Genomic DNA, 13,681 nt, shown 5'->3' with positions numbered 1-13,681 from the left:
GAAAAAATTCAAGCAGGGTGTTGACTTAGGCGAGGCCTCTGCGTAAATTGCGCCACCTCGCAAGGCTACTCGGGTGATTAGCTCAGCCGGGAGAGCATCTGCCTTACAAGCAGAGGGTCGGCGGTTCGATCCCGTCATCACCCACCATATCTCTTGCGAGACCGACGCGCAGCGGTAGTTCAGTCGGTTAGAATACCGGCCTGTCACGCCGGGGGTCGCGGGTTCGAGTCCCGTCCGCTGCGCCATACATCGCTTCCACTCGGATCACCGAGAACGGGAAGCCAAAAAAGCGGCCTTGAGCCGCTTTTTCTTTGTCTGCATTTCAGGTTTCCGATCCGCGCCATCCGGCGGCGGACGGAATCCGTATCCCGGCTGCCGCCATTCGGTTCAGCCCTGGCGCTGCAGCGCCGTCTCTCCCCGCTCCCGCACCCAGAACAGCGTGGCACCCGCCACGGCCGCCGGCATCACCAGGATGTTGACGAAGGGGATCAGCAACGCCAGGTACACGATGCCGCCGAAGCCCAGGCTCTGCCAGCGCTTCTCGCGCAGCCAGGCGAGCATCTCGTTCCAGCCCAGCTTGTTGTTGTCCGCCGGATAGTCGATGTACTGCACGGCCATCATCCAGATGCCGAACAGAATCCACAGCGGCGCCGCCACCACGTTGAGCACCGGCACGAAGGTGAGGATGAGCAGAGGAATGGCGCGGGGCAGGAAATAGCCCAGCTTGCGCAGCTCGCGGCCGAGGGTGCGTGGGACCATGGCCATCAGCTCGCTCCAGCTGAACGGCGGGAAGTCGTCGCGACCGCGTACCACCACTTCCACCTTCTCGGCGAGAAACCCGTTGAAGGGCGCCGCAATGATGTTGGCCAGCATGGTGAAGGTGAAGAACATCACCACCAGCACCAGAATCACGAACAGCGGCCAGATGACGTATTCGAGGAAGCTCAGCCAGCTCGGCAGGCTCGGCATGATGCCGTCGACCCAGCCGCCGAACTGCTGCAGGGCGATCACGATCAGCCCGATGAACAGCAGGGTGTTCACCGCCAGGGGCAGCAGCACGAACAGGCGCAGCCCCGGGCTGAGGACCAGCTTGAGACCTTCGCTCAGGTACTGGGGACCGGACAGGGCGGGAGTGGGCATGGAAGGCTCCGTGAGGGTGGAAATGCGCCGACCTTAACCAGTTTGAAGGGGGGAGGAAAGCGCTGGCAGGCCCCTTGGCCCACGATGCCTACTTAGGAACGCCCTCGTCGACCTTGTCGCTGTCGAACAGGGTCGCCAGTTCCCGGCGGGCCTGGCGGGCGGTCTGCTGCACCGCGGCCTGGTTGTCGTAGACCCTGTGCTGCGCCTCCAGCACTTCCTCGTCGTGGCGCTGGAAGCGGCGCAGGCGGGCAGCGGCCTGTTCCTCGCTCAGGCCCAGGCCGCGCAGCACCTGGCGGCTCATTTCCAGGCTGGAGTGGAAGGTTTCGCGCACCGCCTGGGCGTTGAGGTCCCACAGCTTGTGCACGTGCTGGCGGTTGCGCGCGCGGGCGATGATCTTCACGTGGGGATACAGCTTGCGCACCAGTTCGGTGGTCTTGAGGTTGGTGTCCGGGTCGTCGGTGGCGACGATGAACCATTCCGCCTTGTCCAGCTGGGCGGCGCGCAGGATTTCCGGGCGTAGCGGGTCGCCGTAGAAGATCGGCATCTCGCCCAGGCTGCGCGACATTTCCACCGCATCCACCGAGGTGTCGAGGGCGACGAAGGGCACGCCCTGGGCGCGCAGCACGCGGGCGACCACCTGGCCCATCCGGCCCATGCCGGCCAGCACCACCCGCGGCGTGTCGCTGTCCACCGTCTGCAGTTCTTCCGGCACTTCGCGGGGCGCGGTGGGGGCCGCCTTGAGCCAGTGCGCGGCGAGCATCACCATCAGCGGCGTGAGCGCCATGGACAGGGTGATGGCGATCACCAGCAGGTCGTGCAGGTGGCCATCGAGCAGCTGTTCGCTGCGGGCCATGCGGAACACCACGAAGGCGAATTCGCCGCCGGCCGCCAGCAGCACCGCCAAACGCACCGCGCTGGCCCGCGACAGCCCGCCCGCGAGGCGGCCGACCACCAGCAGCACCGGCAGCTTGAGGCCGATCAGCAGCAGGGTCAGAGCCAGCACCGTCAGCGGTTCGTGCCACAGCAGGGCGAGGTTGGCCGCCATGCCGACACTGATGAAGAACAGCCCGAGCAGCAGGCCCTTGAACGGCTCGATATGGGACTCCAGTTCGTGGCGATACTCGGAGTCGGCCAGCAGCATGCCGGCGAGGAAGGCGCCCAGGGCCATGGAGACGCCGGCCAGCTCCATCAGCCAGGCCGTGCCGATGACCACCAGCAGGGCGGTCGCGGTGGACACCTCGCGGATGTTGGTGCGCGCCACGATGCGGAACACCGGGCGCAACAGGTAGCGGCCGCCGAGCACCACCAGGGCGATGCTGCCGAACACTTCCAGCAGCCCGCGCAGTTCCTGGCCGGGCAGGGGGTGCGGGGTGGCGTCGCCGAGCATGGGCACCAGCGCGATCAGCGGGATCGCGGCGATGTCCTGGAACAGCAGGATGGCGAAGGCCATGCGTCCGTGGGGACTGGTCAGCTCCTTGCGCTCGGCCAGCAGTTGCAGGCCGAACGCCGTGGAGGAGAGCGCCAGGCCGAGGCCGAGCACCATGGCCACCGGCAGCGGCTGGTGGAAGCCGAACAGCGCCACGGTGCCGATCACCAGGGCGGTCAGCAGCACCTGGGCCAGGCCGACGCCGAATACCGCCTTGCGCATCACCCACAGGCGCCGGGGCGACAGTTCCAGGCCGATGATGAACAGCAGCAGGACCACGCCCAGTTCGGAGAGGTGGCCGACGCTCTCCGGGTCGCCGATCAGGCCGAGCACCGAGGGGCCGATCAGCACGCCTGCCAGCAGGTAGCCGAGCACCGCGCCAAGCTGCAGGCGCTTGGCCAGCGGGACCGCGAGCACCGCGGCGAAGAGGAATACGACCGCGCCCTGCAGCAGGCTGCCATCGTGGGGCATGGCATTCTCCCGTCGAAATAAGCGCGAGAGTACCAGTTCGGGGCTCCGGCGCGCCCGGCCAAGGCGTCGCGGGCTGGGCTAGAATGCGTTCCCGCATTCGCCAGCACCGCCATGAACGCCGAATCCATCGCCACTCTGCACCAGCATCTGCTCACGGCCTTCGCCGACCTGCCGCGCGAGGCGCGCCGCCTGTTCCATGGACGCGGCCGGAGGTGGCCGGGGCTGGAGCACATCGCGGTCGACTGGCTGCAGGGCGTGGTGCTGGTGTCGCTGTTCCGCGAGCCGGACGATGCGGGGCTGGCCGTACTGAAGGACATGCTGCTGCAATTCGCCGCGTCGCCCGTCTGGCGCGCCAGCGGCGCCGCGCACCTGCTGCTGCAGCACCGCTACCGGTCGGACAGCGCCACGGAATGCCTGTTCGGCGAGGCCGTGGAGCAGGGCGAGATCGAGGAGCAGGGGCTGCGCTTTCTCCTGGATTTCGGGCGCAAGCAGAACAGCGGCCTGTTCCTCGACATGCGCCTGGGGCGCCAGTGGGTGAGCGAGCAGGCGACGGGCCTGCGGGTGCTCAACCTGTTCGCCTATACCTGCGGCTTCTCGGTGGCGGCCGTCGCCGGCGGCGCCGGGCGGGTGGTCAACCTGGACATGTCACGGCCGGCGCTGAGCCGTGGCCGCGACAACCATCGACTCAACGGCCACGACCTAGCGCGGGTGAGTTTCCTCGGCCACGACCTGTTCAACTCCTGGGGCAAGCTGCGCAGGGAAGGCCCCTATGAGCTGATCGTCATCGACCCACCGAGCTTCCAGAAGGGCAGCTTCGTGCTGACCCGGGACTACGCCAAGGTGCTGCGCCGCCTGCCCGAGCTGCTGGCGCCGGGCGGCCGGGTGCTGGCCTGCTGCAACGATCCGTCCATCGGCGTCGCCTTTCTCGTCGACGAGATGGCGCGCGAAGCCCCGCAGCTGCGTTATGTGGAGCGCCTGGCCAACCCGCCGGAGTTCGCTGACATAGACGAGGACAGTGCGCTCAAGGCGCTGGTGTTCGTTCTGGAGTGATGGCTCAGAGCGGGAAGGGCGCCTGGTGGAAGCCGTGCTCGTCTACCTGCAGGGCCCAGCCCTGCTTGTCCCAGTCGCCGAGGACGATGCGCCGGGCGTTTTCGCCCCCCACCTGAAGTTCGTGAATGGCAGGACGGTGGGTGTGGCCGTGGATCAGGGTGCGCACGCCGTGCTCGGCCATGATCCGTGGCACTTCTTCCGGCGTCACGTCGACGATCTCGCTGGCCTTCATCCGCGTCTGCGCGCGGCTCTCGCTGCGCAGCTTGCGCGCCAGCCTGTGGCGGGTGGCGAGCGGCAGGTGGCGCAGGATGAACAGGGTCAGCGGGTTGCGCAGCCAGCGGCGCAGCTTCATATAGCCGACGTCCAGGGTGCACAGGCTGTCGCCGTGCATCAGCAGTACCGGCTCGCCATTGAACTGCACGATGCTCGGGTCCTTCAGCAGGGTGCAGCCGGCGGCGCGGCAGAAGGAGCGGCCGATCAGGAAATCGCGGTTGCCGTGCATCAGGAAGATGCGTGTGCCGGCGTCGCTCAGTTCGCGCAGGGCGCGGGCGATACCCTGCTGGAACGGCGACATGCCGTCGTCGCCGATCCACACCTCGAAGAAGTCGCCGAGGATGTACAGCGTCTCGGCCTCGCGGGCGCGAGTGTGCAGGAAATGCAGAAACGCCCGGGTGATGTCCGGGCGTTCCTCTTCCAGGTGCAGATCGGAGATCAGCAGGATCATCGAATCACTCGACGATTTCGGCCTTCTCGATGATCACGTCGTCCACCGGCACGTCCTGGTGGCCGGACTTCATGGTGGTGGCCACGCCCTTGATGGCGTTGACCACGTCCATGCCCTCGGTCACCTGGGCGAACACGGCGTAGCCCCAGCCCTGCATGGTCGGCGCGGTGTGGTCGAGGAAGCCGTTGTCGGCGACGTTGATGAAGAACTGGGCGGAGGCGGAGTGCGGGTCCATGGTGCGGGCCATGGCGACGGTGCCGACCTTGTTGGAGAGGCCGTTGTTGGCCTCGTTCTTGATCGGCGCGCGGGTGGATTTCTGCTTCATGCCCGGCTCGAAACCGCCGCCCTGGACCATGAAGTTGCCGATCACGCGGTGGAACACGGTGCCGTCGTAGTGGCCGCTCTTCACGTATTCCTTGAAGTTGGCGGCGGTTTCCGGGGCCTTGTCTTCGAACAGTTCCAGGGTGATGACGCCGTGGTTGGTGTGCAGCTTGATCATGACGATGCGCTCTCGGATTCGGGCAAGGCGGGCAGGGCGGCGGCGCATTCGCGCGAAGTAAGGCCGCGCCTGGTCGCTTTGCGACTGTCAGGTATATGGCGGGTTGAGTATCATACGGGCTTTGTCTCGACCGGCCTACCTCCCGCGCGGAGGCCGCACCGCATCTAAGGACACCATGAGCAAGCCCACCGTCGAAAAAGCCGCCAACTTCCTGCGCCCCGTCGTCCAGGCCGACCTGGACAGCGGCAAGCACGCCAAGATCGTCACCCGCTTCCCGCCGGAGCCCAACGGTTACCTGCACATCGGCCATGCCAAGTCGATCTGCCTGAACTTCGGCCTGGCCCAGGAATTCGGTGGCGAATGCAACCTGCGCTTCGACGACACCAACCCGGCCAAGGAAGACCAGGAATACATCGACGCGATCAAGAGCGACGTCGAGTGGCTGGGCTTCCAGTGGGCCGGCAAGGAGCGCTACGCCTCCGACTACTTCGACCAGTTGCATGCCTGGGCTATCGAGCTGATCAAGGCCGGCAAGGCCTTCGTCTGCGATCTGAACGCCGAGGAAATGCGCGAGTACCGCGGCACCCTGACCAGCCCCGGCAAGGACAGCCCGTTCCGCGAGCGCAGCATCGAGGAGAACCTCGACCTGTTCGCCCGCATGAAGGCCGGTGAGTTCCCGGATGGCGCCCGCTCGCTGCGCGCCAAGATCGACATGACCTCGCGCAACATGAACCTGCGCGACCCGATCCTCTACCGCATCCGCCACGCCCATCACCACCAGACCGGCGACAAGTGGTGCATCTACCCGAGCTACGACTTCACCCACGGCCAGTCGGACGCCATCGAGGGCATCACCCACTCCATCTGCACCCTGGAGTTCGAGGACCATCGCCCGCTGTACGAGTGGTTCCTGGCCAACCTGCCGGTACCGGCCCAGCCGCGCCAGTACGAGTTCGCCCGGCTCAACCTGAACTACACCATCACCAGCAAGCGCAAGCTCAAGCAGCTGGTCGACGAGAATCACGTCAATGGCTGGGACGACCCGCGCATGTCGACCCTGTCCGGCTATCGCCGCCGTGGCTATACCCCGGCCTCGATCCGCACCTTCTGCGACATGATCGGCGTCAACCGCGCCGGCGGCGTGGTCGACATCGGCATGCTGGAATTCGCCATCCGCGAGGACCTGGACGCCAACGCCGCGCGTGCCATGTGCGTGCTCAAGCCGCTCAAGGTGGTGATCACCAACTACCCCGAGGGCAAGGTCGAGAACCTCGAGCTGCCGCGCCATCCCAAGCAGGACATGGGCGTGCGCGTGCTGCCGTTCAGCCGCGAGATCTACATCGATGCCGGTGACTTCGAGGAAACCCCGCCGGATGGCTACAAGCGCCTGATCCCCGGCGGCGAAGTGCGCCTGCGCGGCAGCTACGTGATCCGCGCCGACGAGGCGATCAAGGATGCCGAAGGCAATATCGTCGAGCTGCGCTGCTCCTACGACGAGAACACCCTGGGCAAGAACCCCGAGGGCCGCAAGGTCAAGGGCGTGATCCACTGGGTGCCGGCCGCCGAGAGCGTGGAGTGCGAAGTGCGCCTGTACGACCGCCTGTTCCGCTCCGCCAACCCGGAGAAGGACGAGGGGGGCGGCAGCTTCCTCGACAACATCAACCCGGATTCGCTGGTGGTGCTCAAGGGCTGCCGCGCCGAGCCGTCGCTGGCCAACGCCGGCGCCGAGGAACGCTTCCAGTTCGAGCGCGAAGGCTACTTCGTTGCCGACTTGAAGGACTCGCAGCCCGGCAAGCCGGTGTTCAACCGTACCGTCACCCTGCGCGACACCTGGGGGCAATAACGGCTTTCAAATTGCTGCGCTCGATCTGCTGTGTTGAAGCGAGGTTCGGAATGCTCATGTACTGCAGTACATTCCGTTTCCTCACCCCGCTTCGCCTTGCCTGATCTTCGCTCGCTGTCTTGAAAACCGTTCTTGAGGAAATTTAAAGATGCTGTCCATCTACAACACCCTGAGCAAGGTCAAGGAACCCTTCCAGCCGCTGGAAGGCAACCAGGTGCGCATGTACGTGTGCGGCATGACCGTGTACGACTTCTGCCACATTGGCCATGCACGGGTGATGGTCGCCTTCGACGTGGTCACCCGCTGGCTGCGCCAGCGCGGCTACGACGTGACCTACGTACGCAACATCACTGACATCGACGACAAGATCATCAAGCGCGCCCAGGAGAACGGCGAGCCGTTCGAGGCCCTGGTGGATCGCATGATCGCGGCGATGCACGAGGACGAGGGCCGCCTCAACGTGCTGCGCCCGGACATCGAACCGCGTGCCACCGGCCATATCGCCGGCATGCACCAGATGATCCAGACCCTGATCGACAAGGGCTACGCCTATGCCCCGGGCAATGGCGACGTGTACTACCGCGTCGGCAAGTTCGTGGGCTACGGCAAGCTGTCGCGGCGCAAGATCGACGAGCTGAAGATCGGTGCGCGCATCGAGGTCGACGAGATCAAGGAAGACCCGCTGGACTTCGTCCTGTGGAAGGGCGCCAAGCCGGGCGAGCCGAGCTGGGAGTCGCCTTGGGGCGCCGGGCGTCCGGGCTGGCACATCGAGTGCTCGGTGATGTCCACCTGCTGCCTGGGCGAGACCTTCGACATCCACGGCGGCGGCCCTGACCTGGTGTTCCCGCACCACGAGAACGAGATCGCGCAGAGCGAGGCGGCCACCGGCAAGCTCTACGCCAAGGCCTGGATGCACGCCGGCGCGGTGCGCGTGGACGGCGAGAAGATGTCCAAGAGCCTGGGCAACTTCTTCACCATCCGCGAGGTGCTGGAGAAGTACCACCCGGAGGTGGTGCGCTACCTGCTGGTGTCCAGCCACTACCGCAGCCCGATCAACTACTCCGAAGACAGCCTCAAGGAAGCCAAGGGCGCCCTGGAGCGCTTCTACAACGGCCTCAAGGGTCTGCCGGAAGCGGCGCCTACCGGTGGCGAGGCCTTCGTCGAGCGCTTCGGCGCGGCGATGGACGACGATTTCAACTCACCGGAAGCCTGCGCCGTGCTGTTCGAGATGATCCGCGAGGTCAATCGCCTGCGCGAGTCTGACGTGCAGGCCGCTGCCGGCCTGGCTGCCCAGCTCAAGCAGTTGGCCGGTGTGCTCGGCGTGCTGCAACTGGAGCCGGACGCCTTCCTCCAGGCCGGCGCCGTCGGCAAGGTCGACGCCGCCGAGGTTGAAGCGCTGATCGCCGCACGCCTGCAGGCGCGCGCCGAGAAGAACTGGGCCGAGTCCGACCGCATCCGCGACCAGCTCACCGCCATGGGCGTGGTGCTGGAGGATGGCAAGGGCGGCACGACCTGGCGTCTGGCCGAGTGAGTGGTCTGCTTTATGAAAAAGGCCGCTCTTGAGCGGCCTTTTTTGGCAACGTATTAACGAGTACCTCATGCCATTTGAAATGCAGCTCGATGAGGTCGAATATCAAGATTCCGGGCAAGGTCCGCTGACGTTGCTGAGGGGTATCTTGATAGAAGGGGAAATCACCGGCCCCGAATGGATACAGTTCAAAGACCGTGACAATAAGGTATCCGCTTTGAAGATGGTCGGAGTGGATATCGAAGGCCCCTTTACCGATCCGTCTGCAAGGAATCTGGCGGGCAAGATCGGGCGAGTCACTCTGGTACTCGATGGGCATGCAGAAGGCCATGCACTTCGGGCTTCTATGATGGTGAGCGGAGTCGGTAGTAGAAAGCCGAAATGCGCATCGAGACGGAGTTGACTCTTTGAATAGATTCTCGTGCCACTCTCTGAAGTCAGGAACGACGGATTGGGAAATATGGGTCAGCCTTGGCTTCACTTCGGAAAAATACGGAAGAGAGGACGTTCTTCATATTGTCTGTGGCTTTCATGATGACGATGAAGAACCGCTTGAGGGTATCTGGCTCGAAAGAACCGATCAGTCAGAAGGCGGAAGCGGCCTCGCCACCTGCGTGACACTTTGTGCCGATTGCATACGTGTTCAATTGACCTCGCGTGGCGTGAAAACATTGGGCTTCGATGCAGAGATCGTCGAATTCGACTTTCAGAAAGACCAAGAAGGTGCCGAGGAAATAAGGGATGCCTTCCTGGATATGAGATCAGAGCCGAATGGTTTCCAGATTCATATTGCATGACATTCCGGTCGGCAGCTGCCTGGCTACACGATTCGACCGCGGTTAGGGCAGGAGAGCCTCATCGATGCGTCCAGAGTTGGTGAAGTATCAGTCACAGCTCGACATACTCATCGGCTTCGTCGAGGGGCGGCTTGATGGCCCTGCCCTCGATGTCGCTCTTGCCACGGAAGAGATGAAGTCACTGCTTGGTTTTTTTGAGGATCAGCGTTACCCGGCTCGGACGAATCATTACCGGCGTCTTCACAATAAACAGGATCGAGTGTCGCTGGGCGGGCTGGTGAACTCCGAGGGAATCATCGAGGATTTTCTGCATAAGGCGGAAGTGAGCTTCCGTTCCGCCCGGCGATTCGGTGGTCTTTATTCCCTGATCTTGAAGGCGCTTCCCGAGTACCTCGACCCACCGCTGGAATTCATGATCGAAAAGATCGTTCCGACTGATGGCGACCTGAGCGACACTCGAAAAAGGCAGCTCATCAAGGAGCGACTCAAGGAATGCTTCAAGTGCGTTGGCAAGCCGCCCAAGTGGATACAAGGACCTGACTGGCCTATCCGCGATGGCAAGCCGCTGGTTTTCATGGGCCAGCTTCCAATCGACGCGCCCGCGTTGTTCCACGATGCAGGTGCGGCCTATCTGTTTTATGACCCTGTCGACGGCAGCTTCGAAACGGTGGTGCAGTTCTACTGATTCTGGCTGAGCAACTGTCAATCAATAGCTGAGGCTTGGCGGCCACATTGGCGGCTTTCAGCAGGACAATCATGTATCCGCTGGGCTTCAGCGTGGCTGTCCAGCCTCGTGGATGTGCTGCCGGTAGCGGTTCGGCGTGGTGCCGGCCCACTCGCGGAATGCCTTTACGAAGTTCGAGGTGTCGTTGAAGCCCGAGCGCTGGGCGATGATCGCGATGGGCAGCGCGGTTCCTTGCAGCAGCTGGGCGGCGGTCTCGAAGCGCACTTCGCGCAGCAGCTGGCGGTAGTTGCAGTCCAGTTCGTCGAGGCGCCGGTTCAGGGTGCGGGTCGAGAGGTTGAGGCGGCTGGCGATGGCCTCGACCGAGGGCGGCGACTCCAGCTCCCGGCGCAGGTGGATGCGCACCTGCTCGGGCAGCGACAGCGGCGCGCGGCTGCGGCTGGAGGCTTCCTCGCAGCGCTGCACGGCGAGCTTGAACAGGGTCGGGCAGGCGCCGGGCAGACGCCGGTCCAGCAGTTCGCGGGGGATGAGCACCTGGCAGTAGGGCTGGCCGAATTTAACCTTTTTGCCGAATAGCCGGTGATAGGGGCCGAGGTCCTGCGGGGCGGGGTAGTCGAACTCCAGTTCCAGGCCGAGTTCGCTCAGCGGGTGTTCCATCACCAGCGCCGTCTGGTTGGCGATGGCAGTCAGCCAGGACTCCTGGTTGAAGTAGTAGCGCTCCTCCAGCGGCACCAGTTTCGAGGCGATGATCGCCAGGTGCCGCGGCCGCTCGACCAGGCGCATGTCGAAGGCGCTGCCGAGCAGCTTCTGGTGCTTCAGGCCGATTTCGTAGGCGTGCCGCAAGGTCGGCGCGGTGGCGTACAGGGCGCCCAGTTCGGCCAGGTGGGAGAGGCGGATGCGCGAGCCGAACAACAGACCGAGGCGGGGGTTGCCGGTCATCGCCAGGGCGCGGGAGATGATCACGGCCAGTTGCCGGTAGCTGAGCAGCGTATCCGGGTGGCTGAAATGTTCGAGGCGCAGTTCCGTGCCCTCCAGCAGGCGCTCCGCGCTCAGCCCCTGTTCCAGCAGCACTTCCATGAGCAGCGCCGGCAGCGGCACCGGCACCAGCAGCTCGGTGAGCGAGATGAACGACGAACTGTCGGCGGCGGATCGCATGCGGCTTCTCCCTGTGGTGGCGGAATTCAACCATCAGATTGGCCGCTGAACAACATCGCGAGCGCGCGGGGACTCTTAGCATCGGGCTCATAACAACAACACCGAGTCCCTTCATGATGACGTTCAGTTGCTGCCGCCCGGCCTCGCGCCCGGCGCGTTCCCATGGCCGGCTCCGGCCCGTCGATCCGCTGCACTGGGAGGATCGGCCATGCCCATCGGCTATTCGCTGAAGCCCAGCGGTCCGCTGGATCGCTTCTACCGCTGGCTCTCCAGGGTTTCCTCCAGGTACGCACACGGCGCCGACCAGCTACCCCCGCCCGAGGCCATGGACGGATTCCTCAAGGCCCAGCGCCTGGCCTACGCCGCCGTGCAGCACGTCGGCCGGCGCCTGCAGGTCGGCATGACCGAGCAGCAGGCCGCCGAGATGCTGGAGGCCTACCTGCGCGAGCACGGTACCGAGCGCTACCTGCACCGGGCCTTCGCCTGGTTCGGCGACCATTCGCGCTTCGATGGCTACCAGGACTACGCCGACTACCATCCCGGCCCCCGGCGGCTGGAGGCCGACCACGTGGCGATCCTCGATGTGTCGCCGGTGGTCGACGGCTATATCGGCGACGTCGGCTACGCCCTGTGCCTGACGCCCAACCCCAGCCTGGACCGCGCCCGGCGATTCCTCCTGCAGCTGCGCGAGGACATTCCGCAACTGTTCGCCAGCCCGCTGACGGCGGCGGAGATCTGGGCCGAGATCGACCGCCGCATCCACGCCGCAGGCTACGACAACATCCACGCCAAGTACCCGCACTGTGTGCTCGGCCACCGGGTGTTCCGGGTCAAGCCGAAGCAGGGCCGGCACCTGCGCATCGGCACCCGCTCGTTCGGCTGGTTCTCCCTGGAGACCAATCTCGCCTTCCTCAAGCTGGGCCTGTCGGCCGCGCTGACCCCCGAGCACATCGGCAACAAGCTCGGCCTGTGGGCCATCGAGCCGCACATCGGCTGGAGCGGCGGCGGCTGCAAGTTCGAGGAGGTGCTGGTGGTCGAGCCGCACCGTTGCTACTGGCTCGACGATGAGGTGCCTCACGTGATCGAGGCGAGGGAGAAACGCGTATGAAGACGAAGAGCATGCTGGGACTGGCCGTCCTCGCCGTGGCGGGCGCGGCCTGGTGGCTGAGCGCGCCGCCGGAGCATATCCGCCCCGCGCCGGCCTACCGGATGGGCGAGATCAGCGCGGCGATGCAGGCCGCCAGGGTGCCGGACGACCTGGCGCCGGCGGTCAGCGGCCTCGACCTGCCGGGCCACGACGACGTGCTGATCCAGGAACACTCCGGGCAGGCGTTCGTCACCGCCCGCGACGGCTGGTTCTGGCGCCTGGACCTGGCGAGCGGCAAGGCCGAGCGCTTCGCCCAGACCCCGCTGGTGCCGTCCGGCGCCCGCTTCGTGCCCGGCGACGACAACCGCATCCTGTTCTGCAACTCGCACCTCTACGGCTTCACCCCCGAGCGCGAGGCGCCGGTGGGTGTCTACGAGCTGAACATCGCCACCCGGGCGATCCGGCCGGTGGCCCTGCGCGTGCCGCTACCGCCTGCGCTGGACCCGGATGCGGCGCTGGGCAGCGTGCGGCCGCTGGGCCAGGGGGCGATGGCGGTGGCCGCCATGAACGAGGGCAACAGCCGCCCGGTGGCGTTCTGCAACGACCTCGACATCAGCCGCGACGGCAAGCGGGTGTACATGTCCGAGCCCTACGCCTACCCGGGCGCCGCCATGGGCGAGGCGGCCTTCGAGGAGGCCGTCAGCCTGGCCAACAACGGCCGGCTGTGGATGTTCGACCTGGAGCGCGAGACCGCCCAACTGGTGGTGCAGGACCTGCATTTCGTCGACGGCATCCTGATCGACCGGGGTTCGGAGGACGGGCAGGGCGTCGAACAATCGCTGGTGATCAGCGAGACCCCGAAGTTCCGCATGCTGCGCCTGTTCATCGGCGGCGAGCGGGCGGGCACCGCGGAAATCCTGCAGGAAGGCATGCCGGGCATGCCCGACGGTATCAGCCGTGACGAGCAGGGGCGGCTGTACGTGGCGCTGTTCTCCCCGCGCACCGCCATCGCCACCTGGCTGCACGCCAATCCCTGGCTCAAGCCGCTGATCCTGCGGCTGCCGCACCGCCTGTTCTCCGAGCAGAAGCAGACCGGCTTCGTGGTGCTCGATCCCTCCGGCAAGCAGGTCCTGTACTGGCTGATGCACGACGGCAGCCAGGTGCGCGCCATCTCCAAGGTGCTGCCGGAGCAGGACGGCATCTACCTCGCCAGCTTCGCCAGGGACAACCACGGCGCCCACCGCATCGACTATCCGCCACCGCTGCGGGACTGACCCCC

Annotated in this window: 13 protein-coding genes and 2 tRNA genes; 9 read left to right on the top strand and 6 right to left on the bottom strand. The window is 65.4% G+C overall.

Annotated features, from left to right (window positions below; translation table 11 throughout):
* Positions 1-71: 71 nt before the first annotated feature.
* Together N5D30_RS07430 and N5D30_RS07425 are read left to right on the top strand one after the other, a co-directional pair.
* A tRNA-Val gene (locus N5D30_RS07430) sits at positions 72-147 on the top strand.
* 21 nt (positions 148-168) lie between these two features.
* Positions 169-245, top strand: a tRNA-Asp gene (locus tag N5D30_RS07425).
* Between the two features lie 142 nt (positions 246-387).
* On the opposite strand, the gene cysZ is transcribed toward N5D30_RS07425, so the two are convergent.
* Entirely contained in the window at positions 388-1,140 is a 753-nt protein-coding gene (gene cysZ / locus N5D30_RS07420; protein WP_279908418.1) for a sulfate transporter CysZ, read from the bottom strand.
* 88 nt (positions 1,141-1,228) lie between these two features.
* Positions 1,229-3,037, bottom strand: a complete 1,809-nt coding sequence (locus tag N5D30_RS07415) for a monovalent cation:proton antiporter-2 (CPA2) family protein (RefSeq protein ID WP_279908416.1) — start codon at positions 3,035-3,037, stop codon at positions 1,229-1,231.
* Positions 3,038-3,148: 111 nt separating this feature from the next.
* Between N5D30_RS07415 and N5D30_RS07410 the strand changes: the two genes are divergently transcribed.
* Positions 3,149-4,087 carry a class I SAM-dependent methyltransferase gene (locus tag N5D30_RS07410; protein ID WP_279908415.1) on the top strand — a complete coding sequence of 313 codons (939 nt, stop codon included), beginning with the start codon at positions 3,149-3,151 and terminating at the stop codon, positions 4,085-4,087.
* A 4-nt stretch (positions 4,088-4,091) separates the two neighbouring features.
* Here the strand turns inward: N5D30_RS07410 and lpxH are convergent, their stop codons facing one another.
* Positions 4,092-4,811: a UDP-2,3-diacylglucosamine diphosphatase gene (gene lpxH / locus N5D30_RS07405; RefSeq protein ID WP_279908414.1), complete on the bottom strand. Its 720-nt coding sequence runs from the start codon at positions 4,809-4,811 to the stop codon at positions 4,092-4,094.
* 4 nt (positions 4,812-4,815) lie between these two features.
* Positions 4,816-5,310, bottom strand: a complete 495-nt coding sequence (locus N5D30_RS07400) for a peptidylprolyl isomerase (RefSeq protein ID WP_220813285.1) — start codon at positions 5,308-5,310, stop codon at positions 4,816-4,818.
* Positions 5,311-5,485: 175 nt separating this feature from the next.
* Between N5D30_RS07400 and N5D30_RS07395 the strand changes: the two genes are divergently transcribed.
* Together N5D30_RS07395 and cysS are read left to right on the top strand one after the other, a co-directional pair.
* The gene (locus N5D30_RS07395) at positions 5,486-7,153 is read left to right on the top strand and encodes a glutamine--tRNA ligase/YqeY domain fusion protein (protein WP_279908413.1); all 1,668 of its coding nucleotides are present in this window, start codon (positions 5,486-5,488) and stop codon (positions 7,151-7,153) included.
* A gap of 148 nt (positions 7,154-7,301) precedes the next feature.
* Positions 7,302-8,684, top strand: coding sequence for a cysteine--tRNA ligase (gene cysS / locus N5D30_RS07390; RefSeq protein ID WP_279908412.1), 1,383 nt, complete (start codon positions 7,302-7,304; stop codon positions 8,682-8,684).
* A 10-nt stretch (positions 8,685-8,694) separates the two neighbouring features.
* Here cysS and N5D30_RS07385 read toward each other — a convergent pair whose 3' ends face one another.
* Positions 8,695-9,000, bottom strand: a complete 306-nt coding sequence (locus tag N5D30_RS07385; RefSeq protein ID WP_279908411.1) for a hypothetical protein — start codon at positions 8,998-9,000, stop codon at positions 8,695-8,697.
* An 88-nt stretch (positions 9,001-9,088) separates the two neighbouring features.
* Here N5D30_RS07385 and N5D30_RS07380 point away from each other — a divergent pair, with 88 nt between their 5' ends.
* Together N5D30_RS07380 and N5D30_RS07375 are read left to right on the top strand one after the other, a co-directional pair.
* On the top strand, positions 9,089-9,478 hold the full coding sequence (locus N5D30_RS07380; RefSeq protein WP_279908410.1) for a hypothetical protein: 390 nt from the start codon (positions 9,089-9,091) through the stop codon (positions 9,476-9,478).
* A gap of 64 nt (positions 9,479-9,542) precedes the next feature.
* Positions 9,543-10,163, top strand: a complete 621-nt coding sequence (locus N5D30_RS07375; protein ID WP_279908409.1) for a hypothetical protein — start codon at positions 9,543-9,545, stop codon at positions 10,161-10,163.
* Positions 10,164-10,250: 87 nt separating this feature from the next.
* On the opposite strand, the gene N5D30_RS07370 is transcribed toward N5D30_RS07375, so the two are convergent.
* Entirely contained in the window at positions 10,251-11,315 is a 1,065-nt protein-coding gene (locus tag N5D30_RS07370; RefSeq protein WP_279908408.1) for an AraC family transcriptional regulator, read from the bottom strand.
* Positions 11,316-11,523: 208 nt separating this feature from the next.
* Between N5D30_RS07370 and N5D30_RS07365 the strand changes: the two genes are divergently transcribed.
* Both N5D30_RS07365 and N5D30_RS07360 read left to right on the top strand, forming a co-directional pair.
* A complete protein-coding gene (locus tag N5D30_RS07365; protein ID WP_279908407.1) occupies positions 11,524-12,423 on the top strand; it encodes a M24 family metallopeptidase in 900 nt (299 codons plus the stop codon).
* On the top strand, positions 12,420-13,676 hold the full coding sequence (locus N5D30_RS07360) for a hypothetical protein (RefSeq protein WP_279908405.1): 1,257 nt from the start codon (positions 12,420-12,422) through the stop codon (positions 13,674-13,676). The genes N5D30_RS07365 and N5D30_RS07360 overlap by 4 nt, the downstream gene beginning before the upstream one ends.
* Positions 13,677-13,681 lie beyond the last annotated feature (5 nt).

The sequence above is a fragment of the Pseudomonas sp. GD03875 genome, assembly GCF_029840585.1.
In the GTDB taxonomy this organism is placed as follows: domain Bacteria; phylum Pseudomonadota; class Gammaproteobacteria; order Pseudomonadales; family Pseudomonadaceae; genus Aquipseudomonas; species Aquipseudomonas paralcaligenes.
The sequence above is the reverse complement of the archived record's forward strand: the minus strand, read 5'-3'. Positions and strand labels throughout refer to the sequence as shown.

What these genes read in the sequence shown, in the direction of transcription:
- N5D30_RS07375 (WP_279908409.1), top strand. Translation starts at nt 9,543, where the DNA reads ATGCGTCCAGAGTTGGTGAAGTATCAGTCACAGCTCGACATACTCATC.
- N5D30_RS07385 (WP_279908411.1), bottom strand. Translation starts at nt 9,000, where the DNA reads ATGCCCATCGAGTACCAGAGTGACTCGCCCGATCTTGCCCGCCAGATT.
- N5D30_RS07370 (WP_279908408.1), bottom strand. Translation starts at nt 11,315, where the DNA reads ATGCGATCCGCCGCCGACAGTTCGTCGTTCATCTCGCTCACCGAGCTG.
- cysS (WP_279908412.1), top strand. Translation starts at nt 7,302, where the DNA reads ATGCTGTCCATCTACAACACCCTGAGCAAGGTCAAGGAACCCTTCCAG.
- lpxH (WP_279908414.1), bottom strand. Translation starts at nt 4,811, where the DNA reads ATGATCCTGCTGATCTCCGATCTGCACCTGGAAGAGGAACGCCCGGAC.
- N5D30_RS07365 (WP_279908407.1), top strand. Translation starts at nt 11,524, where the DNA reads ATGCCCATCGGCTATTCGCTGAAGCCCAGCGGTCCGCTGGATCGCTTC.
- N5D30_RS07400 (WP_220813285.1), bottom strand. Translation starts at nt 5,310, where the DNA reads ATGATCAAGCTGCACACCAACCACGGCGTCATCACCCTGGAACTGTTC.
- N5D30_RS07395 (WP_279908413.1), top strand. Translation starts at nt 5,486, where the DNA reads ATGAGCAAGCCCACCGTCGAAAAAGCCGCCAACTTCCTGCGCCCCGTC.
- cysZ (WP_279908418.1), bottom strand. Translation starts at nt 1,140, where the DNA reads ATGCCCACTCCCGCCCTGTCCGGTCCCCAGTACCTGAGCGAAGGTCTC.
- N5D30_RS07410 (WP_279908415.1), top strand. Translation starts at nt 3,149, where the DNA reads ATGAACGCCGAATCCATCGCCACTCTGCACCAGCATCTGCTCACGGCC.
- N5D30_RS07415 (WP_279908416.1), bottom strand. Translation starts at nt 3,037, where the DNA reads ATGCCCCACGATGGCAGCCTGCTGCAGGGCGCGGTCGTATTCCTCTTC.
- N5D30_RS07360 (WP_279908405.1), top strand. Translation starts at nt 12,420, where the DNA reads ATGAAGACGAAGAGCATGCTGGGACTGGCCGTCCTCGCCGTGGCGGGC.